The sequence below is a fragment of the Acidimicrobiales bacterium genome, assembly GCA_035316325.1.
Lineage (GTDB): Bacteria > Actinomycetota > Acidimicrobiia > Acidimicrobiales > VFJN01 > DASXTK01.
Genome location: DATHJB010000072.1, coordinates 1 through 23,770, shown reverse-complemented (window position 1 = coordinate 23,770; position 23,770 = coordinate 1). Strand labels below are relative to the sequence as shown.

General features: G+C 70.1%; 25 protein-coding genes. 16 read left to right on the top strand and 9 right to left on the bottom strand.

From position 1 onward, the window contains the following. The 7 genes from VK611_10015 (at position 1) to VK611_09985 (ending at position 7,406) form a co-directional block, all read left to right on the top strand. Entirely contained in the window at positions 1-966 is a 966-nt protein-coding gene (locus VK611_10015) for an ABC transporter permease (protein ID HMG41655.1), read from the top strand. After that, complete coding sequence (locus tag VK611_10010; protein ID HMG41654.1) at positions 959-1,948, top strand: ABC transporter permease; 990 nt, start codon at positions 959-961, stop codon at positions 1,946-1,948. Before VK611_10015 ends, VK611_10010 begins: the two co-directional genes overlap by 8 nt. Positions 1,949-2,013: 65 nt before the next feature. Further along, the gene (locus VK611_10005; GenBank protein HMG41653.1) at positions 2,014-3,042 is read left to right on the top strand and encodes an ABC transporter ATP-binding protein; all 1,029 of its coding nucleotides are present in this window, start codon (positions 2,014-2,016) and stop codon (positions 3,040-3,042) included. Continuing rightward, positions 3,042-4,037, top strand: coding sequence for an oligopeptide/dipeptide ABC transporter ATP-binding protein (locus VK611_10000; protein ID HMG41652.1), 996 nt, complete (start codon positions 3,042-3,044; stop codon positions 4,035-4,037). Before VK611_10005 ends, VK611_10000 begins: the two co-directional genes overlap by 1 nt. After that, a complete protein-coding gene (locus tag VK611_09995; GenBank protein ID HMG41651.1) occupies positions 4,034-5,755 on the top strand; it encodes an ABC transporter substrate-binding protein in 1,722 nt (573 codons plus the stop codon). Before VK611_10000 ends, VK611_09995 begins: the two co-directional genes overlap by 4 nt. 183 nt (positions 5,756-5,938) lie before the next feature. After that, on the top strand, positions 5,939-6,703 hold the full coding sequence (locus VK611_09990; protein HMG41650.1) for an LLM class flavin-dependent oxidoreductase: 765 nt from the start codon (positions 5,939-5,941) through the stop codon (positions 6,701-6,703). 112 nt (positions 6,704-6,815) lie between these two features. After that, positions 6,816-7,406 carry a hypothetical protein gene (locus VK611_09985; protein ID HMG41649.1) on the top strand — a complete coding sequence of 197 codons (591 nt, stop codon included), beginning with the start codon at positions 6,816-6,818 and terminating at the stop codon, positions 7,404-7,406. Positions 7,407-7,535: 129 nt separating this feature from the next. On the opposite strand, the gene VK611_09980 is transcribed toward VK611_09985, so the two are convergent. Further along, positions 7,536-8,171, bottom strand: a complete 636-nt coding sequence (locus VK611_09980) for a hypothetical protein (GenBank protein HMG41648.1) — start codon at positions 8,169-8,171, stop codon at positions 7,536-7,538. Between the two features lie 388 nt (positions 8,172-8,559). Here VK611_09980 and VK611_09975 point away from each other — a divergent pair, with 388 nt between their 5' ends. The 7 genes from VK611_09975 (at position 8,560) to VK611_09945 (ending at position 15,677) form a co-directional block, all read left to right on the top strand. Next, positions 8,560-9,375 carry an SAM-dependent methyltransferase gene (locus tag VK611_09975; protein HMG41647.1) on the top strand — a complete coding sequence of 272 codons (816 nt, stop codon included), beginning with the start codon at positions 8,560-8,562 and terminating at the stop codon, positions 9,373-9,375. A 149-nt stretch (positions 9,376-9,524) separates the two neighbouring features. After that, complete coding sequence (locus tag VK611_09970; protein HMG41646.1) at positions 9,525-10,784, top strand: VCBS repeat-containing protein; 1,260 nt, start codon at positions 9,525-9,527, stop codon at positions 10,782-10,784. Positions 10,785-11,049: 265 nt separating this feature from the next. Then, the gene (locus VK611_09965; GenBank protein ID HMG41645.1) at positions 11,050-11,949 is read left to right on the top strand and encodes a hypothetical protein; all 900 of its coding nucleotides are present in this window, start codon (positions 11,050-11,052) and stop codon (positions 11,947-11,949) included. A gap of 21 nt (positions 11,950-11,970) precedes the next feature. After that, entirely contained in the window at positions 11,971-12,636 is a 666-nt protein-coding gene (locus tag VK611_09960; protein HMG41644.1) for an ABC transporter permease, read from the top strand. Continuing rightward, positions 12,633-13,862 (top strand): betaine/proline/choline family ABC transporter ATP-binding protein, encoded by a 1,230-nt coding sequence (locus VK611_09955; protein ID HMG41643.1) that lies wholly within the window; start codon positions 12,633-12,635, stop codon positions 13,860-13,862. The genes VK611_09960 and VK611_09955 overlap by 4 nt, the downstream gene beginning before the upstream one ends. Then, on the top strand, positions 13,863-14,669 hold the full coding sequence (locus VK611_09950; GenBank protein HMG41642.1) for an ABC transporter permease: 807 nt from the start codon (positions 13,863-13,865) through the stop codon (positions 14,667-14,669). 39 nt (positions 14,670-14,708) lie between these two features. Then, complete coding sequence (locus VK611_09945) at positions 14,709-15,677, top strand: glycine betaine ABC transporter substrate-binding protein (GenBank protein ID HMG41641.1); 969 nt, start codon at positions 14,709-14,711, stop codon at positions 15,675-15,677. 45 nt (positions 15,678-15,722) lie between these two features. On the opposite strand, the gene asnB is transcribed toward VK611_09945, so the two are convergent. Continuing rightward, a complete protein-coding gene (gene asnB / locus VK611_09940; GenBank protein ID HMG41640.1) occupies positions 15,723-17,153 on the bottom strand; it encodes an asparagine synthase (glutamine-hydrolyzing) in 1,431 nt (476 codons plus the stop codon). A gap of 248 nt (positions 17,154-17,401) precedes the next feature. Here asnB and VK611_09935 point away from each other — a divergent pair, with 248 nt between their 5' ends. Next, positions 17,402-18,223, top strand: a complete 822-nt coding sequence (locus tag VK611_09935) for a hypothetical protein (protein HMG41639.1) — start codon at positions 17,402-17,404, stop codon at positions 18,221-18,223. 94 nt (positions 18,224-18,317) lie between these two features. On the opposite strand, the gene VK611_09930 is transcribed toward VK611_09935, so the two are convergent. The 6 genes from VK611_09930 to modA form a co-directional block, all read right to left on the bottom strand. Beyond that, entirely contained in the window at positions 18,318-19,217 is a 900-nt protein-coding gene (locus VK611_09930) for an SDR family NAD(P)-dependent oxidoreductase (protein ID HMG41638.1), read from the bottom strand. 92 nt (positions 19,218-19,309) lie between these two features. Then, positions 19,310-19,486 (bottom strand): helix-turn-helix transcriptional regulator, encoded by a 177-nt coding sequence (locus tag VK611_09925; protein HMG41637.1) that lies wholly within the window; start codon positions 19,484-19,486, stop codon positions 19,310-19,312. Between the two features lie 26 nt (positions 19,487-19,512). Continuing rightward, positions 19,513-20,010 (bottom strand): DUF2975 domain-containing protein, encoded by a 498-nt coding sequence (locus VK611_09920; protein HMG41636.1) that lies wholly within the window; start codon positions 20,008-20,010, stop codon positions 19,513-19,515. A 104-nt stretch (positions 20,011-20,114) separates the two neighbouring features. After that, on the bottom strand, positions 20,115-21,176 hold the full coding sequence (locus tag VK611_09915) for an ABC transporter ATP-binding protein (protein HMG41635.1): 1,062 nt from the start codon (positions 21,174-21,176) through the stop codon (positions 20,115-20,117). A 17-nt stretch (positions 21,177-21,193) separates the two neighbouring features. Next, the gene (locus VK611_09910; GenBank protein HMG41634.1) at positions 21,194-21,910 is read right to left on the bottom strand and encodes an ABC transporter permease; all 717 of its coding nucleotides are present in this window, start codon (positions 21,908-21,910) and stop codon (positions 21,194-21,196) included. Between the two features lie 110 nt (positions 21,911-22,020). Continuing rightward, positions 22,021-22,830, bottom strand: coding sequence for a molybdate ABC transporter substrate-binding protein (gene modA / locus VK611_09905; protein HMG41633.1), 810 nt, complete (start codon positions 22,828-22,830; stop codon positions 22,021-22,023). Positions 22,831-22,936: 106 nt separating this feature from the next. On the opposite strand from modA, the gene VK611_09900 reads away from it, so the two are divergent. Continuing rightward, complete coding sequence (locus VK611_09900; protein HMG41632.1) at positions 22,937-23,527, top strand: PadR family transcriptional regulator; 591 nt, start codon at positions 22,937-22,939, stop codon at positions 23,525-23,527. Between the two features lie 60 nt (positions 23,528-23,587). On the opposite strand, the gene VK611_09895 is transcribed toward VK611_09900, so the two are convergent. Continuing rightward, positions 23,588-23,770: LuxR C-terminal-related transcriptional regulator (locus VK611_09895; GenBank protein ID HMG41631.1), on the bottom strand; the 183-nt coding region annotated here is incomplete at its 5' end.

The window sequence follows — 23,770 nt, the reverse complement described above, 5'->3', positions numbered from 1 at the left end:
GTGGGTCGGCTGATCGCGTTGAAGGCGTTGTCGCTGGTGCCGGTGCTACTGGCGGTGTCGTGCCTGACGTTCCTGATGCTGAACCTGCTCCCCGGTTGCGTCGAGTGCCAGGTCCTGGGGCCCGACAACCTGGACAACCCCGAGGCCGTGGCCGCGGTCCGCGCCGATCTCCGCCTCGACGATCCGCTGCCGGTGCGCTACGGCGCCTGGCTCGGCGATGCGCTCACGGGTGACCTCGGGCGGTCGTACGTCACCCGGCAGGACGTGACCGACGCCATCCGCGAACGGCTGCCGGTGACGCTCGAGATCATGGCCCTCAGCATGGTGCTGGCCCTGGTCATCTCGATCCCGCTGGGGATGGCGACGGCCTACCGGGCCGGTGGGCTGCTCGACCGGTCGGTCACCGGTGCGACCTTCGGGATGCTCGCCGTCCCGAGCTTCATGATGGCGCTGCTGCTGATCTACCTCTTCGCCGTCGAGCTGGACTGGTTCCCCGCCACCGGTTGGACCTACCTGACCGACGACCCGGTGGAGAACCTGCGGTCGGCGTTCATGCCGGCCCTGTCCCTGGCGCTGGTCAACGTGGCGATCTTCACCCGGCTGCTCCGCACCGACATGATCGCGACGCTCCAGGACGACCACGTGCTGCTGGCGCGGTCCAAGGGCCTGCCCACCTGGCGGATCCTGACCCGGCACGCCCTGCGCCCCTCGTCGTTCTCGCTGCTCACGGTGTCGGGGTTGGCCATCGGCAACCTGCTGGGCGGGGCGGTGATCGTGGAGCAGCTCTTCGCGCTGCCGGGGATGGGCCGTCTGCTCTTCGATGCCATCTTCCGGCGGGACCTGATGGTGGTGCAGGGCGTGGTGCTGGTCATCACCGTCGGCTTCGTCATCGCCAACGGGGTCGTCGACGTCCTCTACTCGGTCCTGGATCCCCGGATCCGCCAGCGGAGCCCGTCGCATGCCTGACTCCCGAGCCACGACGCCGCCGGTGGTGACACCAGCGACGGTCGACGACAGCCTGCCCGTCGGTGCGCCGGAAGGGCCCGCTGCCGAGCACGCGGTGCGCGGCAACGGCCTGGATCCGACGCTCCCGGCCGTGCTGACCGTGACCGCGGGCTCCAAGCGACGCTCCCGCGGTCGCGGCGTCGTCTTCTGGCTGGCGCTGGTCTGGTTGGCGGTCGTCGTGCTCGTGGCGCTCACCGCGTCGTGGCTGCCGCTGAGCGACCCGGACAAGCAGGACCTCGTCAACCGGCTGGCCCCGCCGCTGAGCGACGGCCACGTCCTCGGGACCGACGGGCTCGGGCGGGACATCCTGGCCCGCCTGGCGTTCGGGGCGCGCGTGTCGCTCATCATCAGCGTCTCGGCGGTGTCGATCGGCATGCTCGTCGGCGGCACGATCGGGCTGGCGGTCGGCTTCTTCCGTGGCTGGTTCGAGAGCGTCACGATGTGGGCGCTCAACGTGGTCCTCGCCTTCCCGGGGCTGGTGCTGCTGCTCGGCCTGGTGGCGTTCGTCGGCCAGAGCCTGACGGCGATCACGCTCGTGGTCGGCTTCCTGTCGGTGCCCGTCTACGCGCGGGTGGCGCGGGCCACCACCCTGGCCGCCGCGCAGCGCGACTACGTGCTCGCCGCCCGCGCCCTCGGCGCCAGCAACCGCCGGATCATGTTCGGCGAGATCCTGCCCAACGTCGCCCTGCCGGTGGCCGCCTTCGGGCTGGTGGCGCTCGGGGTGGTGATCGTGTTGGAGGGGTCGCTGGCGTTCCTCGGCCTGTCCGTGAAGGCACCTGACCCCACCTGGGGCTCGATGATCGCCGAAGGTCGCCAGCACCTCTCGACCACCACGCATCTGGCGTTCATCCCCGCGTTGGTGATGTTCCTCACGGTGCTCGCCGTCAACTTCGTCGGCGACGTCCTCCGCAGCCGCTTCGACGTCCGGGAGTCACGGCTGTGAGAGTGCGGCACCCCTTCTCGTCCCGCTCGTCCCGCGCTCGGGCCCGGGACCGGGACCGGGTCGACGTGTCGGACCACGAGGGGCCGCTCCTCGACGTGAAGGACCTGCGCACCTGGTTCGACACGCCGGCGGGGACGGTCCGCGCCGTCGACGGCGTGTCGTTCGGCCTCGACCGGGGACGCACGCTCGGCGTCGTCGGCGAGTCGGGCTCGGGCAAGACCGTGCTGGCCCGCTCGATCATGAACCTGCTGCCCCGGCGGACCGTGATCCCGGCCGGCGGCGAGGTCGTCTTCGCCGGCCGGAACATCAGGGGCCTCGGCGTGCGGGCCATGGGTCGGCTGTGGGGACGCGAGCTGGCCATGGTGTTCCAGGACCCCATGACGTCGCTCAACCCGGTGGTGAAGATCGGCCGCCAGCTCACCGAGTCACTGCGCCACCACCTCCACATGCCGGCCGACGAGGCGCGGGAGACAGCGGTCGCGCTGCTCGCCTCGGTGGGCCTGCAGGCCCCCGAGCGGCGCCTGCAGGAGTACCCGCACCAGCTCTCCGGCGGCATGCGCCAACGGGTCACGGTGGCGATCGCCCTCGCCTGCGGGCCCAGCCTGCTCGTCGCCGACGAGCCGACCACCGCGCTGGACGTCACCGTGCAGCGCCAGATCCTCGACCTGCTCCAGGCCCAGCAGCGGGACCGCAACATGGCCATGATCCTGGTCACCCACGACCTCGCGGTGGTCGCCAACCGCACCGACGAGATCGTCGTGATGTACGCCGGGCAGGTCGTCGAACGGGCGCCGACGGCGACGCTGTTCGGGCAGATGCGCCACCCCTACACCGAGGCGCTGATGGGCTCGATCCCGCGCATCGAGAACCCCAGCCACACGGTGCTGCAGGTGATCCCCGGCCGTCCGCCGAGCCCGGTCGACCTGCCGCGGGGTTGCCGGTTCGCGCCGCGCTGCCGCTACGCGCAGGCCCGCTGCCGGGACGAGGACCCGCCGCTGGTCGAGGACGACGACGGGCACGCCTACCGCTGCTTCTTTCCCGTGGGCACCGCCGTCACGACCGGCAACGACAGGGTCGAGGAGGTGGGTGTGTGATGGCGGGCTCCGGCACGGCGCAGCTGCGCGACCGCGACGACATCGTGTTGCGCGTCGAGCACCTGACCGTCGAGTTCCCCGCCGGTCGACGCGCCCGTGTCCACGCCGTCTCCGACGTCAGCCTCGACATCGCCCGAGGCGAGACGCTCGGCCTGGTCGGCGAGTCGGGCTGCGGCAAGTCGACCGTGGCCCGAGCCATCATGCAGCTCCCTCCACCCACCGACGGCTCGGTGCGGTTCCGCGACACCGAGCTGACCCGGCTGCACGGTGAGGAGCTGCGCCGCACCCGCACCCAGGTCCAGATGATCTTCCAGGACCCGATCTCGTCGCTGAACCCGCGGCGCAAGGTGCGTGACATCGTCGCCGAAGGCCTGCGGATCTGGCAGCGCAACGGCGACACCGCGGCCCGCGTCGATCGTGTGCTCGAGGACGTGGGCCTGGACCCGGCCGTCGTCGCCGATCGCCGCCCACACGAGTTCTCCGGCGGGCAGTGCCAGCGGATCTGCCTGGCCCGCTCACTGGTCCTCGACCCCGAGATCGTGATCTGCGACGAGCCGGTGTCGTCGCTCGACGTCTCGGTCCAGGCCCAGATCCTGAACCTGCTCGAGGCGATGAAGTCCCGCTACGAGCTGACGATGCTGTTCATCTCCCACGACCTGGCGGTGGTCAAGAACATCAGCGACCGGGTGGCGGTGATGTACCTGGGCAAGCTGTGCGAGCTGGCCCCGGCGGACGATCTCTACGGTGCACCCGCCCACCCCTACACCCGGGCGCTGCTCTCCTCCATCCCCCGCCCCACACCCGGGCACGAGCCCGACGAGCCCGGCCTCAGCGGTGAGCTCCCGTCACCGCTGGACCCGCCGTCCGGCTGCCGCTTCCGCACCCGCTGCCCACGGGCCGAGCAGCGCTGCGCCGAGGAGGAGCCGCAGACCCGATCGATCGGCGCGGACCACTTCGTCGCCTGCCACTTTCCGTATCCGAGGGGGAAGACATGACACGACAGCACCGCAACCGCCGCGCCCGCCGGGGCGTCCGGCTGCTCGCCGTGCTCACCGCCACGACGCTGCTCAGTGCCGCAGCCGCGTGCGGTGGCGATGACGACGACGGGCCCAGCGGCGGAGCCGGAGGTGGCAGCGGGTTCGGCGAGAACATCGTCGACGGACCGGTGGCCGCCGACAGCGAGCCCGTCACCGGCGGGAGCGTCACCGTCGGCCTCGAGAGCGAGACCAACAGCTACCTGCCCAGCATCTGGGCGGGCAGCCAGGCCGGCTTCAACGTGGCCTACGCCGTCTTCGACCCGCTGATGACGCGCAACGAGGACAACGAGCTGGAGCCCTACCTGGCCGAGTCGTTCGAGCCCAACGACGACTTCACCGAGTGGACCCTGACGCTGCGCCCCGACGTGCTGTTCCACGACGCCACACCGCTCGACGCCGAGGCCCTCAAGACGATCTTCGACGAGTACCTCACCGTCGACGGCGCCAACACCCAGGGCGCGCTCCGCGACGTCGAGGAGATGGCCGTGGTCGACGACCTGACCGTGACCTACTCGCTGTCGCAGCCCAACGCCGCCTTCGGCGACATCCTCGTCGGCCCGTCCGGCTGGCCGTTCTCACCCACCGCTGCCGCGGAGCTCGGCGACGCCTTCGGCGACCAGCCCGTCGGCACCGGGCCGTTCGAGTTCGTGAGCTGGCAGCGCGACGGCGCGTTCGTGGTCGAGCGCAACGACGACTACTGGCAAGAGGGCATGCCGTACCTCGACGAGGTCACCTTCCGGCCCATCCCCGACGAGGAGACCCGCGCCACCTCGTTGTCCAGCGGCGACATCGACGCCGCCCAGAGCGTGCGACTCTCGTCGTTCCTGGCGCGCGTCCGCGACCTTCCCGACGTCGAGATCGCGCTCGGACTCAGCAGCGGCGGCGGCAACGTGATGTTCAACACGACCGCTCCGCCCACCGACGACGTCCGTGTGCGCCAGGCGCTGGCCCACGCCATCGACCAGCAGTCGGTCGTCGACGTCGTGGCCGGCGAGGCCGCCGAGGTGACCGAACTGCGCAGCGCCTTCTTCGCCACCCAGAGCCCCTACTACTCCGAAGCCGTCGCCGAGGCATGGCCCACCCAGGACCTCGAGCAGGCCCAGGAGCTCTACGACGAGTACGTCGACGACCCCGAGCGCTCCGACGGCCAGGCCCCGGGGTCGCCGGTCTCGTTCACCTACCACGCCACCAACGTCCCCAGCCTGGTGGAGCAGGCCACCGCCTACCAGGGCTTCTGGCAGGAGATCGGCTTCGACGTCACCATCGAGCCCATCGAGCAGTCGGTGCTCATCCAGAAGGCCCTCACCAGCGACTACCAGGCCATGAACTTCCGGGCGGGCACCGAGCAGGACCCGCTCACCGTGCTCGAAGCCGCTCTCGGCGACCCCGAGGTGTTCGTCACCAACTTCACCAACTACACGAACGAGACCGTCGAGGAGACCCTCCAGACGCTGCGCACCACCGACGACGTCGAACAGCGCGCCGCTGCGGTCGAGGAGCTCGGGTTGCTGCTCGCCGAGGACCTGCCCGTGTACTGGACAGGGAGCGACCTGGCCTTCTTCGCCTACAACCAGCGGGTCAAAGGCGTCCCGAGCTGGGTGCTCCCCAGCGGAACCCTCGGCGACGGCGCCATCCCCGGCATCACCTTCTGGAGCCAGGTCTGGCTCGAGGAGTGAGCCCGCCGCGCCCCTGACGGTGCACCATGAGCCATGACGGCACGAAGGAAGGGGACCGGTCCTATGTCCAGGTCAGATCACAGCGCTGGACTTGCGGCGAGGTCCTCGGTCGTAGGAGCCGACGGCACGGCTCTCCGCTTCGGCGTCTACCTCCCGCCGATGGGGCCGTTGGGGGACCCGGAGGTGCTCGTCGAGCTTGGCGTGCGGGCAGAGGCGGCAGGGTGGGACGGGGTGTTCCTCTGGGACCACGTCCTCACCGACCACCCGCCGATCGCCGATACGTGGACCACACTGGCTGCGATCGCGCAGGCCACGAGCACGATCCGCATGGGACCGATGGTGACGCCTCTGCCTCGTCGGCGGCCGTGGGTGGTCGCTCGACAGGCTGCGACCGTTGCCCAGCTGTCACGGGGCAGGCTCGTCCTCGGTGTCGGCCTTGGCGTCGACGAGACGGGTGACCTCTCGTCCTTCGGCGAGGCGACCGCGATGTCCGACCGGAAACAGCTCCTCACAGAAGGGCTCGACGTCATCCGGGCCATGTGGTCGGGCGCGCCTTACGTGCACAGCGGCTCGCACGTGGTGAACCTGCCAGCGTCGGAGGCGACGCCGTACCGGCCGCCGATCTGGATGGCGAGCTCGACCGGCGCTCCGAGCGTGCTCGCTCGCGCCGCGAGCTGCGACGGGATCTGTCACAACCCGCCAGATCACGAGGCAACGCCGGAGGAGGTGGCAGACCTCGTGCGCGAACTGCGTCGTGCCGGCGTGGACGATCAGCGCCGCTTCGACGTCGTGGTGCGCGGGAACGCCAGCGCCGCGTGGCCGGAGACCCCGTCCGTCGACCTTGCCGGCCTGGCCGAGGCGGGGGCCACGTGGTGGATGGAAGGGCTCATCTACTTCGACCCCCTCGAGATGTCGCTCGACGTCGTCGACGCGGGACCGCCGGGGTAGAGATCGACGTCGGCAGGCTCGTCCGAAGGGTGGCGTGACAAACCCCAAAGGTGCCATCACCTACCGAATACCCACGATGACCTCTCCGGACGTGCCGCTTACGATCGCATTCGTGTTCAGCGAGATGGAGATCAGCGCTCCCGTGGGGTTGCAGACCCGAGAGTTTGTCTTGAGGCCGCTGCTGGCTTCGGATGCCGAGCTCGACTACGACGCGGTGATGGAGAGCAGGGAGTTCCTGCGCAGGTGGGAGCAGTCGACGTGGCCCGAGGACGACTTCACGTTCGAGGCCAACAGACAAGACCTGCTGAAGGCCGAACGGCGACATGCCAACGGCGACGCCTTTACCTACACCGTGATGAACCTCGGTGAGACCGAGTGCCTCGGGTGTGTCTATGTACTGCCGCCAGACGCAAAGATGTTCACGGGTGCGCAGGTCGCCGCCATTGGTGCTGGCCAGTGGTCGGACTGCGACGCGACGGTCTTCTTCTGGGTGAGGAAGTCAAGATTGCCCGAGGGTCTAGACCGCACGTTGTTGGATTCGCTGATCACGTGGTTCGAGCGGGAGTGGAGTTTCAAAGCTCCGGTCATCGTGACGAGTGAGCAGTTCGATCAGCAAGTAGCGACGATCGAGGGCACCGACCTACGACGTCGATTCGAGGTGAAGGTGCCCGACGCCCCGGGCAAGTACCTGGCATACGCCTAGCAACCCGTTGCTGCGAAGACCTCAGCCCGCCGAAGGACGTCATCGCACGCGATCGATCGGCTTCAGGTTCCCCTGCTCCGCCTATCTCTGATCGCCGGAGGTCGGCCCTGTGGGCAATCGTGGGCTACGTCACGGGGCGTCACCGTCGTCCAAGAGAGCCGCGAGTTCCTGAGCTCGACGCCGGTCCTTGGGGCGGCCAGCGACTCGCCGCATTGCCACCAGATCGGCCTTCGCGACATAGCGGATCGTCAGACCGCCGTCGGCGTGCGCCACTTCTGCCCTGTCGATGATTCCCAGGATGTCCAGACCGCCCCATGGAAGCTGCGGCGTGCAGCAGTCGCCGCTGGCCGATGTGGTCCGGAACAGCACCTTCGGCAGAAGAAACGCGGCGGCTGTGCAAGGGACGCTCTTTCCGTCGCCGTCGGAGACCAGCGCCGCCAACGAGCCGAAGGCGTCGGCAAGAGCTCTCGAAAGCGCCGGGTCACCATTCCAAAGGAGATCAAGGTCACCGGTCAGCTCCTTCGAGCCGTGCATGATCCCAGCGACTTGCCCCATGACCACGACCGGCGCACCTCGGGTGTCGAGGGCGCGCAACACGGGGAGCGGGTCGAACCCGATGGCATCGTCAGTACGGAAGCTTCCAGCTGAGGCGTCGGCTTCGTCATGCGACAACCCGACCGGGGTCCGCCCCCGTGTCCGTCGGGCGATGTCGTCGACCGCCCGAATGAGCAAAGCGACAGGGTCACCGGCGTCAGGGCGCATCATCGTCCCAGTCTCCGGGACGTCCGAACTCGAGCCGACGACACCACACCAGCCTCACAGGAGCAGCCACCTGACCAAAGTCATTTCACGGCCACCAGTTCTGGGTGTCCCCGATCACCCGTATATAACAGCGGCTCGGGGGCGCAGAGCTCATCGGCACAGTTCCGCCCGCTGGAACGCCCGGACGGCGATCAAGCCCAGGCCCGCTCGACGACGGCATCCTGGAATTGGTGCCCTGAACGAGCTTGGCCGCCGGTCTGTCACTCCGAGCGGTCGCCGGCGGCGCTGCCAGCTGACCGGTACCAGCTTCTTTCGGGGCCTGTTTCACCGCTGTTGGGTGGTGAGATCAGCCGACGGCCGTGGCTCGGGGGCGGGCCTATGATCTGGCGTCGTGACAGAGCCTCGGGCGGGTGCTGAGTTCGCGGAGATCGACACCGGTGAGGCGCATGTGGCCCGGGTGTACGACTACCTGCTGGGTGGGACGACCAACTTCGCGGTCGACCGTGAAGCCGCGGTGCACGTCACCGCGGGAGCGGGTGGCGTCGAGACGTCCCGGCGCTACGTGCGCGCCAACCGTCGGTTCCTGGGCCGGGCTGTGCGCTACCTGGCCACCGAGGCGGGTGTCCGCCAGTTCCTGGACCTTGGCGCGGGCATCCCGACCGAGAACAACGTGCACGAGGTCGCCCAGCAGGTCGCGCCGGACTCGAGGATCGTCTACGTCGACGACGACCCGATCGTGTTGGCGCACGCCCACCAACTGCTGACCAGCACCCCCGAGGGTGCCGCCACGTTCTTCAAGCACGACATACGCGACCACGAGGCGGTTCTGGCCCAGACGGCGGCGACCTTGGATCTCAGCGAACCGATCGCCGTGATGCTGGTGTCGATGCTGCACCTCTTCCCCGACACCGCGAACCCTTACGGGATCGTGCCCCCGTACATGGCGGCTGTGCCCCCCGGCAGCTACCTGGTGATCTCGCATCTGGCCAGCGAGTCCGAGGAGATGACCAAGCTCGGTGAGGCCGTCGAGGACAACCCGACGACGAACTACACGCTCACCATGCGCAGCCACATCGACGTCGCCCCCTTCTTCGACGGCCTCGAACTGGTCGAACCCGGCCTGGTCCTCGTCGACGACTGGCGCCCAGACCCCGACGAACCCGGAGGCGACACCCCCTTCCACGGTGGCGTCGCCCGCAAGCCATAGCCACCCCATAGCACCGCGCCCACATTTCCTGCGGCTTCGGCCCACACCTCGCTGGCAGCTGCGTCTGATCGGCCGGATCGCGACCCCTCGGGATGGGAGTAGGTTCGACCTGTTCCGGCATCGGTGCGGGAGCAGGGGAGCCAGACGACATGGGACGGGTTCGGTTCGGGCGGGGCGCGCGGCGGTGCGGCGCGGTCCTGTCGATCGCAGCGCTGGTCGCGCTCGTGGGTTGCGACGACCTCGGGGCGGCGGCGCAGACCTACGACATGGCCGGCGACGGCATCTTCGGCGGCGACATCGACGGTGACGGCGACGTCGACCTGATGACCGGTGGCGGCGACAGCTACGGCTACGCGCCCAACGACCACACGGGCAACTTCGCCCCGGTCGCGGTCGAGGGCCACTACGACTTCAGCCACATGGTGCTGGCCGACGTCGACCGCGACGGCCGCCAGGACATGGTCAACCTCGTCTCCTTCGCCGGCGACCCGGAGAACGGGGTGCCGGAGGCCTACCGGCTGGAGACGATGCTCTCGAACGGCGACGGCACGTTCGGCGAGCCCAAGATCCACGCCTCGATGCCGCCGATGCCCGGCAGCAGCGGGGCCATCACGATCATGACGGCCGACGCCAACAAGGACGGGCGCGCCGACGTCGTCCTCTACAAGTCGGCGTCCGGGGCGGCCAGCTCGGCCGTGGTCTACCTGGGGACGGGCAACAACTCGTTCAGCGCCCCCGTCACCAGCGCCAGCACGGCGCCGGTGCTCACGTCCCAGCACCTCGCCCACACGGGCCTGGAGATGGCCGACATGAACGGCGACGGCAAGCTGGACCTGATCGTGGCCGGCTGGGGCTCCTGGCCGGGCGACCCCGACAGCCGCGGCCAGGTCGCCGTGCTGAACGGCAACGGCGCCGGCGGCTTCACGTCGTCCACGGGCTACGCCACGCCGGCCGGGGCCAGCAACCGCGCCATCGGCCCGGGTGTCGGCGACTTCAACGAGGACGGTCGCATGGACGTCGTCGTGGCCGACACCCGCGAGCGCGGCGGGCCCGAGACGCTCACCTTCTGGTTCGGCGTGGCCGGCGGCGGGCTCGGCACCGGCGTGACCCGGACGGGCCGGGGCCAGACCGACACCGACCTCGTCACCGGCGACTACGACGGCGACGGCAACCTCGACGTCGTCACGGTGGCCTACGAGTCCGCCGACGAGAGCAAGAGCTCGGCCTGGCTCATGGAGGGCGACGGTGCCGGCGGCATCAAGGCCACCGTCGCGCTGGCGGCTCCCACGGGCTGGAACGGACAGCACGGCGGCGTCATCCGCCGGGACTTCGACGGCGACGGCAAGCCCGACGTGGCGTTGTCCGACGGGCGCCACACCGTCACGGTCTTCATCAACCGCCTGGGCTGACGACTGCGGACGGACGTGGTTCCGTCAGCCGATTCAGACCGACATCGGACATGGGCCTCCGCCCCCTACGGCGCCTGGGATGGATCGGCAGCTAAGGTCGCAGTGGGCCCGATTGCCCACCCGTTCGTGCCGATGACGTCAGAGCGGGCCGCCGTGTGTGCACTGGCACTCGTTGCGACCAGCTCCGTCTCCCGATGGTGCGCGTCGCAACGATGTCTATGGGTTCGTGCCGGTCGCCGCGGATGACCAAGCGAAAGGCATCACGATGGAGACCACCGACACCGAAGCAGTTCTGGCCAAGACGAACTTCGACGACATCTACGACCAGGCCGACCCGCGGAGCTACTACCGATGGCTCGGGGCCTACGACTACGCCGTGCCTCACTACGGCCAGCAGGTCTTCCGTCAGGTGATCGCAGAGCTCGCGGTCGAGCAGCCCACGATCGTCGACCTCTGCTGTTCGTACGGAGTCAACGCCGCGCTGCTCAAACACGACCTCGAGCTCAGCGACCTCTACGAGCGCTACCGGTCGGACGAGGTCGCGGACCTGTCGCCCGGCGAGCTGGCCGAGCTCGACCGCGAGTTCTACGCCGGCGTGCGGTCGAACGACGCGCCCGAGGTGATCGGGCTCGACGCCGCCGCGAACGCGGTGGGCTATGCCGTGGAGGTGGGCCTGCTCGACCAGGGCGTCGTCGCGAACCTGGAGCTGACCGACCCGTCGCCGGACCTGGCCGCGGCGGTCGGGGCCGCCGATCTCGTCACGGTCACGGGCGGCATCGGCTACGTCACCGAACGGACCTTCGAGCGGGTGTTGAGCTGCGCGACCTCCGAACGCCTGCCCTGGGTGGCGTCCCTGTGCCTGCGCACCGTGCCGTTCGGGCCGATCGCCGACCGCCTCGCGGCCCAGGGCCTCGTCACCGAGCAGCTCGACGGGGTGACGTTCCCCCAGCGGCGCTTCACCGGCGACGACGAGCGCGACTATGCCCTGACGGAGCTCGAGGCGATGGGCATCGAGGCGGCTGGGCGTGAGGCCGAGGGTGCCTATCACGTGAACGTCTTCCTCTCGCGCCCGGCGGAGGACGTCGCCGAGCGGCCGATCGACGAGATCATCGATCTCTCGGAAGCGGCGAGCCACATCCCGCGTCTCGAGGAGTCCGGGGGGTAAGTTCGCTAACCACGTAGTGGCATGGACTTCTTCGACTACCTCCGCGAGGTGCCGTCGTACCTCAGCGACAACTGGTCCGACCTGCTCGACCTCACCCTCGAGCACGCTCAGGTCGTCCTGGTGGCAATGCTCGTGGCCACGGTGGTCGGCGTCGGCCTCGGCGTGGTGACCTACCGCGTTCGTTCGGCCGCCAGAGTCGCGCTCACGGTCACCGGGACGTTCGTGACGATCCCCTCGTTCGCGTTGTTCGGGCTGTTCATCCCCATCCTCGGCCTCGGTTACCGCCCGACCGTGGTCGCCTTGGTGATGTACGCGCTGTTGCCGATCGTGCGCAACACGATCACGGGCCTGCGGGGGGTCGACCCGGCGATCACGGAGTCGGCGCTCGGGATGGGGTTGTCTCGCTGGCAGCGCCTGCGACGCATCGAGCTGCCTCTGGCTTGGCCGGTCATCGTCACGGGTGTCCGGGTGTCGACGATGATCACGGTCGGGATCGCGGCGATCGCGGCGAAAGTCAACGGTCCCGGCCTCGGCGGCCCGATCTTCCAGGGGCTCGGGGCCACGGGCACCCAGCGGGGGTTCAACCTGGCGTTCAGCGGGACGCTCGGTGTCGTGATCCTCGCGCTCGCCTTGGACACCATGTTCCTGGTGATCGCCCGGCTGACGACCTCGAGGGGGTTGCGATGATCGACGAGACGGAGGCGACAGCAGCGGTGCCCGAACAGCAGGTGATGATCCGCCTGGAGTCGCTCACCAAGCGGTACCCCGGTCAGGCCGAACCTGCGGTGGACGCCATCAGCATGGACATCCCCACCGGCGAGGTGGTGGTCCTCGTCGGGCCGTCCGGCTGCGGGAAGACGACGACCCTCAAGATGATCAACCGCATCATCGAGCCGACATCGGGTCGCATCATCCTCGATGGCGACGACGTCACCCACGCCAACGCCGACCACCTCCGGCGGCGCATCGGGTACGTGATCCAGCAGATCGGCCTGTTCCCGCACATGACCATCGCCCAGAACGTCGGCCTGGTGCCGGGGCTGCTCGGCTGGGGCCGCGATCGGGTCGGCGAACGGGTCGACGAGCTGCTGGAGCTGGTCGGGCTGGAGCCCTCCGAGTACCGCTCGCGCTATCCGAAGGAGCTGTCGGGCGGTCAACGCCAACGGGTCGGCGTGGCGCGCGCCCTGGGCGGTGACCCGCCCGTGATGTTGATGGACGAGCCGTTCGGGGCGATCGATCCGATCACCCGCGACCGGCTCCAGAACGAGTTCCTGCGCATCCAGGCCGACACGCAGAAGACCGTCGTCTTCGTGACCCACGACATCGACGAGGCCATCAAGATGGGTGACCGCATCGCCATCCTCTCCCGGCAGTCCCACATCGCCCAGTACGACACGCCCGAGACGATCCTGACCGCGCCGGCCGACGGCTTCGTCGAGGACTTCATCGGCTCGGGCGCCGCCCTCAAGCGCCTCAACCTGAGTCGGGTCCGCGACGTCGAGCTCGGCCAGTGGGCCGTCGCCCCGGTCGACGAGGATCGGGCGACCCTCCGCCAGATGCTGGCCGACAGCAACCACGGGTCGGTGCTGCTGGTCGACGACCAGAACCGACCGCAGCGCTGGGTCACCGGACGCGACCTGGCGCGCGCGTCCGAACCGGTCGAGCGCATCGGCCTGCCGGCCACCGCTCAGGTCGAACCGCACGCCACGCTGCGGGACGCCCTCGACGAGATGGTCACGTCGACGGTGGGCTGCGTGATCGTCACCGACAGCCGCGGCGCCTACCAGGGTGTCGTCGACCTGGAAACGGTCATGAAGGCCGTCGACGAGATGCGCACCGCGGCGCGGACCCGCGACCGGGCCGCAGCCGGTGCAGGGACCGCTCGCGTCGACCCCGATGGCGAGGCGGGCTGAGTGGCCGACCCCACGACGACCGTCGACATCGCCGCCCCCGGTGTCGGACGGGGCGCGGACGAGTTGCTGGCCGAGTTGGGCGGACCGTCCCGGCTCTGGCGATGGATCGTCACTCCCGTGGTGCTCGGCGGGATCTGCGTCGCTCTCTACGTCTACGTGCAGGGCCAGGAGCTCGATCGCATCGAGGTGGCCAGCCTCAACGCCCCGATGATCCGGCAGCGGCTGATCGAGCACCTCCACCTCACGCTGGTGTCGACCTTCTTCGTCATCCTGATCGCGGTGCCGCTCGGCATCGTGTTGACCCGGCCCTGGGCGCGCCCTGTGACCCCCCTCTTCCTCGGGATCGCCAACATCGGCCAGGCCGTGCCGTCCATCGGCGTCCTCGTCCTGCTGGCGGTCACGGTCGGCATCGGCTTCGAGCAGGCCATCTACGCGCTCGTCCTCTATGCCACCCTTCCGGTCCTGCGCAACACCATGGTCGGTCTCGACCAGGTCGACCCGTCGCTGATCGAAGCCGCGCGAGGCATGGGGTTGACCTCGAGGGGGGTGCTGGCGCGCATCGAGCTGCCTCTGGCCGTGCCGGTGATGCTCGCCGGCATCCGCACCGCTCTCGTCATCAACGTCGGCACGGCGGCTCTGGCCACGTTCATCGGCGCCGGGGGCCTGGGTTGGATCATCAACCAAGGAAACGTCCAGAACCGCACGCCGGTGCTGCTCACGGGCAGCATCCTCACCGCGGTCGTTGCCCTGGCCCTCGACTGGATCGCAGGAATCGTCGAGGACGTCCTGCGACCGAAGGGTCTCTGAGCCAGGCTCCGACAGCCGCCAACAAGGAGAAGAAGCCTGATGTCCACGAAGACACGCAGCCTGAGGGGGCTTCTCGTCGTCATGTCCGCACTGGCGGTGTTCGCCGCTGCCTGCGGCGACGACGACGATGACGCCGCCTCCGACGGAGGCTCCGGCGGAGACACCCCCGACGCCTCGATCTGCGTCGGCGGCGAGTTCTCGACCCGCCCCGACGGCCTTCCCGGCCTCGAAGAGGCCTACGGCTTCGAGTTCCCCGCATCGGACGTGACCGCCCTCGACGAGGACAGCCTCGTCTACAACGAGGTCGACCAGGGCAACTGCACGTTCGGCTCGATCTTCGCCACCGACGGTCGGGTCGGCGCTCTCGGCCTCACCGTGCTGGAGGACGACGAGGCGTTCTTCCCGCCGTACAACGGCTCGCTGAACGTGCGCACCGAGGTGCTCGACGAGTTCCCCGGCATCGAGGAGCTGTTCGCGCCCGTCTCCGAGGCGCTCGACGACGCGACGATGATCGACCTCAACGCCCAGGTGGACGTCGACGGCGAGGACCCGGCCGACGTCGCCCAGGCGTGGCTCGACGACGCCGACATCCCCGAAGACGTCGACCTGTCGGGCGCGTCCCTGACGGTGAGCTCGAAGGAGTTCACCGAGCAGCTCATCCTCGGTCACATCACCAAGCTCGTCCTCGAAGGTGCCGGCGCCGACGTCGACGACCAGATCGGGCTGGTGGGCAGCACCTCGGTGCGCGACGCGCTCACCTCCGGCGAGGTCGACCTCTACTGGGAGTACCTCGGCACCGGCTGGGTGACCTACCTCGACAACACCGAGGCCATCGCCGATCCTGTCGAGCAGTACGAGGCGGTCCGGGATGCCGACGCCGCCAACGGGGTGACGTGGCTGGAACCGGCCCCGTTCAACAACACCTATGCCATCGCCGTCAGCGACGAGAACGCCGAGGCGCTGGGCATCACGTCGATCTCCGAGATCAAGGACCTGATCGGGAGCTGACCGACGCCGGCCGGGGAGTGGCGCCGAGGGCCGAGGGCCCAGGCGCTACCCCCGGTCGGCCCAGCGGGCGACGTTGCCCAGGACCGGCTCGGGGTCGGACAGCGATGCGCAGAGGAGCCGGTGGTAGAGGCACTCCTCGGCCGAGCGGAGATGTGTGCCGGGGAACGAGGCGCGGTACCGGTCGACGTCGATCCGGTCGCCGGCGGTCAGCCGTGGGAGCAGGTCGGCCGTGCCGCTGCCCTCGTCGAACTGCGCCTTGTCCCGCCAGACCACCGACGCCGGCAGCAGGCCGTCGACCGCCATGCGGAGCACCGCCTTCTCGGGCGCTCCCTCACCGGGCCGGCGGAGGGCGGCGGGGATCGACAGGGCCGTCTCGATCACGTCGAGGTCGAGGAACGGCACCCGCGCCTCCAGGCCGTGGACCATGGTGATGCGGTCGACGCGCTGCAGGTTGGCGTGGTGCAACTCCGCCAGCGAGCGGCGGGCGTCGGCCTGGAGCGCCGCGTCGCTGACCAGCTCCTTGTGGTAGCGGTAGCCGGCGAACAGCTCGTCGGCACCCTCGCCGGTCAGCACGACCTTGACGTGCTCGGCCGCGAGGCGCGCGGTGAAGTACGTCGGCACCGCGCTGCGCACGAGGTCCTGGTCGAACGACTCGAGCGCGGCGACGATCTCGGGGAGCGTGTCACGGATCTCGCGGGCGTCGAGCACGTACTCGTGGTGCACGGTGTCGAGGTGCTCGGCGACGAGCCGGGCCGCGGCCAGATCGGGGCTGCCGGCCATCCCGACGGAGAACGTGTGCAACTCGTCGACGTGCGGGCGCAGCAGCGCCACCAGCGCGCTGCTGTCGAGGCCGCCCGACAGGAAGGCGCCCACGGGCACGTCGCTCATGAGCTGCCGGACCACCGCCGTCTCGAGCGCGTCGCGCACCCGCTCGGCGTGGTCGGCCAGTCCGCCGTCGACGGGGGTGGGCTCGGGGATCTCGTAGAAGCGATGTCGGCCCGTGCGGCTCGACCAGACCGTCCCGGGTGGGAACGGCTCGACGTCGGTCGTGCCATCGGGGAGGGCCCGTAGCTCGCTGCTGAAGACGAGGCTGCCCTGGTGACGTCCCGTGTAGAGGGGCTTGATGCCGATCGGGTCCCGCCCGAGGATCAGCTCACCGTCTCTGGCCAGCGCGAACGCGAACATCCCGTTCAAGCGAACGATCGCCGACGGGTCGGCTTCGCCCAGGAGATGCAGGATGACCTCGCTGTCACTGCGGGTCGCGAAGGTCCGGTCGTCCTCCAGCTCGTGGCGGAGCGACGGCGCGTTGTAGATCTCGCCGTTCGCCACGAGGGCGCGAGCGTCGCGGACGAGCGGTTGGTCACCGCCGGCGACGTCGACGATGCTCAGGCGCCGGTGACCCAGGGTCCCCCGGTGATCGGGAGCGGAGAAGAGCCCCTGTGCGTCGGGCCCCCGGTGAGCGAGGCGATCCAGCATCGTCGCCACGATCTGCGGATCGTCCGCACCCCACGTACCCGCGATCCCGCACACTCGGCCTTGCCTCCAGTTGCACCACCGTCGATCACGCAGGCTACCGGCGGCCTCCCGTCAGGGTTCGGACTGATCCTCGACATCGAGCGTTCACGCGAGGGTCTCTCTCCCCGAAACGACGATGCCGGAAGCTGCCGCTCCGACGAATCGACCTAGAGCGAGGTGACATGCGTGGTGCTGGTCCGGGAGCAGAGATGGCAGCGGTCGGGAGCGGGGTCGAGCGCACACCGCTCGACGGAAGGCATCCGCAGGTCGTCGTCTGGGAGGCCGACGGAGCGCCGTACGGCCGCCGCGGCTACGGCGACGCCATCACCGCCGGCCTGACCGCGGCGGGCATCGCCGCGACGACCGTCCCGCTGACGCGCCGGCGTCCGACACCGGATGAGCTTGCGGCGCCGGTCCACGTGCTGAGCGGCGGCGCGACGCCCGCGACCTCACGCCGGCGTTGGGTGCGGTCGGCCCGCCTCGACCTCGAACCGGTCCTGGCCCGCGCGCTCGCCGGCGAAGCCACGGTCACGGGGATCTGCTTCGGGGCCCAGCTGATCGCCGCCACGTTGGCGGGTCCGAGCGCCGTCGGCCCCAACCCGCGGGGACTGGAGGTCGGCCTGGCGCTGGTGCGACCACCCGACTCCGATCCGGCCGCCGGGGACGCCGGGGCCATCGTGGTCTCCGAGCTCCACCACCACCTCGTCGAGCCGGCGGCCGTGGCGGCGCTCGGCGGCGAGATCGTCCTCTCCAACGACCACACGGCGGTGCAGGCCTTCACCATCGGACCGACGATCGTGGGCCTCCAGTTCCATCCCGAGCTCGACCCGGCGGCCACCCGAGCGACGGTCCTGGCTCACCGCCGCCTGATCCGAGCGCACGGGGTCACACCTGCCGCCGCCCTGGCATCGATCGACCGCCTGGGCGACAGCTGGCAGGCCGAGACCTTCGATCGTTTCGTGGTCCAGCCCACCCGGCGGCCCGCAGTCCCTCCCGCCGGGGCACGCGACGAGGCTCTCTCCGCGGCCTGAGGCGGCGCGCGTAGCCCTCGGCCCCTCGCCCGCGATCGCCGCCCGACACCCCTTATGCCTTCGGAGTCGATGCTGTCGATCGACTGGAACGGTGTCAGCCGGGCAGTTCGACGAGTCGTGCGCTGTCGGTCCACAGCGCGGTCGCGAGGTCGTCGTCGCGTGCGAGCGCGGAGGGGTCGGGCCAGGTGAGTCGTCCCCGGCGCAGGGCGGCGTAGGTCCGCCCTTCCGGGGGCGTGATGGTGCCGAGCGCGAGCTTCGCCAGCGTCTGTCCGGCGGCCTTGGGTGTGTTCAGGGTGGAGTTGAGCCTTCTCAGTGGGGCGCCCAGCGGCGTGCCGAACACCGACCAGGCGATGCGCAGGTGGATCGCGAGGTCGCGTGCCAGGCCGGTGCCGAACACCTGGCCTGGGTCGTAGGCGATCACCGTGATGTGGCGGTCGTGGATGTCCGGGTGCACGTGGAGCGAACGCGCGGTGAGGACGCTGCACAGCTTGGATGCGGTGTAGGCCTGCTCGCCCGCCTTCTTCGGTCGGGTGTGACGGTCCGGGTCGCTGTCGGGGTGCGCGAGTAGATCGGCGTCGGCGTGACGCGGGACTTCCAGGCCGGCGCCGGTGGCGGGGTCGTGGGTTCCGCTCGTGGTCAGCACGATTCGGGCGTCGTCGGCCAGGGCCGGCATCAGCAGGCGCACCAGGAGGTAGTGCGCGAGGTGGTTGACGGCGAAGGTCGTCTCGTAGCCGTCGGCGGTGCGTCCGGTGTCGTCGGGCAGGACCGTCCCGGCGTTCAGCAGCAACGCGTCGATGCGGGTGTCGCCGAGTCGCTCGCGCACGGATCCGGCGAAGGCGCGCACGGAGTCCAGCTGCGTCAGGTCGAGTCGGACGGAGTCGACCAGGGGTGAGCGCGCACCCAGGATCAGCCGGTTGCCGGACGACTTAGCGAGCTGCTGGACGGCGATCGCTCCGAACCCTGAACTGCCGCCGGTCATCACGATCGTTGTCACGACGTCCCCTCTTGGTGCGTCCACCTCGTTCCTGAAGCTCAGGACATCGGCGTAGAACGTCTGAGCCTACGGCTGATCTGACCTTCGGTCGGCTAGGCCTCCCAGCGCAGCAGGTCCCCTGGCTGGCACTGGAGCGCCTCGCAGAGCGCGGCGAGCGTGGTGAAGCGCACCGCCTTGGCGCGGCCGTTCTTGAGCACCGCCAGGTTGGCGGGCGTGATCCCGACACGGTCCGCGAGCTCGCCCACGGACATCTTCCGCGTGGCCAGCATCACGTCGATGTCGACGACGATCGGAATCAGATCACCTCGTTCAGCTCGTTCTGCATCTGCGTCGCCTCGACGTCGCGCTCGACGGCCTGGGCGAGCAGCAGCCGCAATACGAGCACGATGAGCGCGACCCCCAGGACAGCCACCGCAGCCCCGCACATCAGCAGGATCCCCCCGGGCGGGACGGCCTCACCCGGCACCAGGACGACCGCGAACGCGAACACCAGGAGGGCGGCCGCCACGATCGCGCCGATCACGACGTCCACATACCGGAAGGCGGCGTGGGAGAACACCGTTCCGCGCTCCACCATCGTCACCAGCCGCCACACGCAGACCAGGACGACCTGGACCGTCACGACACCCAGGACCGTGATCACGACGGCCCAGGCGCGCTGGTACGCAGCGAGGTCGCCCCCGTCCTCCGGGTCGATGAACAGCAGCGCCACCATCAACGTCTGCACGAACACCGAGCCGGCGAGCAGCACCACGAGCACAGCGCGCAGCCAACGGACCGTCAGCCTTGCCATCACGTCTCCCTCGATCGGACAACGATGTAAACCTATCGTTAATCGATAGGCCACGACAAGGGGTTCCGGTCAGCCGGCGGCGGCCGAGTCGCCGCGGTCGCGTGTCAGAGCTCGTAGGCGGTGATGTCGACGGCCTTGACGGTGGCCCAGACGGGGGTGTCGGGAGCGAGCTCGAGGTCGGCGACGGCGGCGGGGGTGATCTCGGCGGTGAGGGGGATGTCGCCGGTGAGGGTGACGCGGACGCGGTCGCGGTCGGCTTCGAGGTCGGTGATGGTGGCGGTCCAGGTGTTGCGGGGGCTGCCGTCGGGTTGGTGGGTGTGCAGGGCGATGGCCTGGGGGCGGATGGCGAGGGCGATGGCGACGCCCGGGCCGGGGAGGGCGTCGGCGACGGTGAGGTCGGCGCCGCTGTCGAGGCGGACGGTGTGGTCGCTGGTGGCGTGGCCGTGGAGGAGGTTGATGCCGACGAGTTGGGCGATGTAGCGGGAGGCGGGGCGGGCGGTGACGGTGGCGGGGGTGCCGGTCTGCGTGATGTGGCCGTTCTCGATGATGACGAGGCGGTTGGCGAGGACGAGGGCGTCGAGGGGGTCGTGGGTGACGAGGAGGCGGGCGCCGGCGAAGGTGGTGAGGTGGCGGCGCAGTTCGGTGCGGATCTGGAGGCGGGTGCTGGCGTCGAGGGCGGCGAGGGGTTCGTCGAGGAGGAGCATGCGGGGGTCGGTGGCCAGGGCGCGGGCGAGGGCGACGCGTTGGGCCTGGCCGCCGGAGAGCGTGCGGGGTTTGGCGTGGGCGTGGTCGGCGAGCCCGAAGCGCTCCAGCCAGTCGTGGGCGTCGGTGCGGGCGCTGGTCCTGGTGTGGCCGCGGGAGCGGAGCCCGAAGGCGACGTTGTCGAGGGCGGTCATGCGGGGGAAGAGCAGGTAGTCCTGGAAGACGACGCCGATGGGGCGTTCGGCGGTGGGGACGAAGGTGTCGGTTGCGGGGTCGTCGAGGACGATGTCGTCGAGCGTGATGCGGCCGGCGTCGAGGGGTTGGAGGCCGGCGAGGGCGCGCAGGGCGGTGGTCTTGCCGGCGCCGTTGGGCCCGAGCAGGGCGACGGTCTCGCCGTCGTCGACGGTCAGGGCGATGTCGAGGTGGAAGTCGCCGAGGCGGACGTCGATGGCAGCGTCGAGCACGGTGGGTCGCTCGGGGTTCAGGCGGTGAGCCAGCGGTCGCGGAGCGGGAGGAGCACGGCGAGCGACACGGCGATGAGGACGAGGGACAGGGCGATGGCGGCGTCGCGGTCGGATTCGAGAGCGAGGTAGACGGCGAGGGGCATGGTCTGGGTGCGGCCCTGGAGGTTGCCGGCGAAGGTGACGGTGGCGCCGAACTCGCCGAGGGCTCGGGCCCAGCACAGCACGGCGCCGGCGATGATCGAGGGTGCGGCGTGGGGGATGGTGACGCGCCGGAAGATCGTCCAGCGGCTGGCGCCGAGGGCGGCGGCGGCGTCTTCGTAGCGGGGGTCGGCGGCGCGCAGGCCGGCTTCGACGGTGAGCACGAGGAACGGCATGGCCACGAACGTGTTGGCGGCGACGACGCCCCAGGTGGAGAACGGGAGCAGGAACCCGGTGGAGTCGTAGACCGGGCCTCCGAGCAGGCCCCGCCGACCGAAGGCGAAGAGCAGGGCGGCGCCGCCCACGACGGGGGGCAGGACCATGGGCAGGGTGACGAGGGCCCGGGCGGCGGATCGTCCGGGGAACTGCGTGCGGGCGAGCGCCCAGGCGAGCGGGATGCCGAAGAGCAGGGCGATGGCGGTGGCGGCGAAGGCGGTGGTGATGCTGAGGCGCAGCGCGTCGGTGACGACAGGGCGGCCGACCAGCTCGCCGAGGTTGGTCCACGGTGCCCGCTGGAGCAGGGCCGCGAACGGCACCGCGACGTAGGCGAGGGCGACGGCCGCGAGGGGAGCGATCAGCCAGGGAGAGCGCTGTTGCCGCGCCCGTCTTCGCCTGGCGCCTGTCCTCGCGGCCGGTCGCCGCTCGGTCACGGGCTGTCGAACCCGTAGGAGGCGAGGATCTCCTGGCCTTCGTCGGAGAGCACGAACTCGACGAACGCGTCGGCCACTTCGGTGTTGCCGGCGTCGGTCAGCGTCGACAAGGGATAGGTGGCGGTCACGTTGTCGTCCGCGGGGATCTCGATGCCCTCGACGGCGTCACCGGCCGAGAGGACGTCGGTGACGTACACGATGCCGGCGTCGAGCTCGCCGGCCTCGATCTTGGTGAGCAGGGCCCGGACGTCGGGCTCGTTGGAGTCGATCGACGGGGTGACCTCCGCGTTGGCCAGCGCTTCGCGACCGAAGTCGCCGCAGGGCACCTCTTCGGCGCACAGCCCGATCAACAGGTCCGCGTTGGCGAAGTCGGCCAGACCGGTGACCCCCGCGGAGTTGCCGGCGGGCACGACGATCTCGAGCAGGTTGGTGGCGAAGTCCTGCGGGGCGTCCGCGGCGCCGGCCTCGACGATCTGGTCCATGTTGGAGGTGTTGGCCGAAGCGAACACGTCGGCCGGGGCACCGGCCACGATCTGCTCCCGCAGCCCCGAGGACGGGCCGTAGTTGAAGTCGACGCTCGCGTCGGGGTTGGCGTCCTCGAACGCTGCGCCGACCTCGTCGAACGCGTCGGTCAGCGATGCGGCGGCGAACACCGTGATGTCGCCCTCCAACGTCGAGGCGGGGGCTTCGGTGGTCGACGAGCTGTCCTCGTCACTGCTGGCGTCGTCATCGTCGTCACCGCAGGCGGCGAACAACAACACCGGGACGCAGGCCGCGGCCACGAGACGCATTGCACGGAACTTCATCGGGGTCCTCCAGATGGGGTCGTCGCCGGCATCGAGCTCCATCGTCCTTAGTCACACTGACCCTAGCAGCGCGGCGACAGGCGATCAGCCGTGACAACCTCATGCGGTGGAACGTCGCCCCACGCTGTCGCTCAACGAGTGGGCCGTGCTCGGCGTGCTGGTCGACGACGCCCACCACGGCTACGACATCGCCGCCGCCCTCCAGCCGGGAACCCCCATCGGTGACGCCTGGCGACTCACCCGCCAGCTCGTCTACCGGGCACTCGAACGCCTCGAAGCCCTCGGCCTCGTCCAGCCGTGCCGCACCGAACCCAGCGTGGCCGGCCCACCGCGCACCATCTACGAGCCAACACCGAGGGGCCGAGCCACGCTCGAGGCATGGCTCGACACACCCGTCGCCCACCTGCGCGACGTCCGCAACGCGTTCCTGCTCAAGTTGCTGATCGCCGACCTCCTGCACGTCGACACCCGCAGGCTGATCCGAGCGCAGCGCGATGCCTTCGCCGAGCTCTTCGACCGCCTGGCAGTCCCCCCACCGACGGCCGACGTCGTCGCGACCTGGCGCCACCACTCAGCTGTCGCGGTCGCCGGCTTCCTCGACGCCCTCGATCACCCCGACCCGGGCGACACGTCAGTCGGGCGCGGCCCCGCAGCCGTCGAGGGCGGAAGGCCAGGAGCCGACCGTCGGCCGCGTTGACCAGGACGGTGGGCGCCCCCGGCGCGGGGATCGCGGGCCAGCAGAGGCGGACGCCCGCGGCTATTCGGTGGAGCGGGAACGTGTGTCGGCGCGGCCCCGAGATCGGGGTGGAGGCTGGCCGGGTGTGACGAGCCGGGATTCGTAGGCGGCGACGACGAGCTGGGCGCGGTCGCGGGCGTGGAGCTTGGTCATCGCCCGGCTCACGTGGGTGCGCGCGGTGGCGACGCTGATGAACAGCTCGGC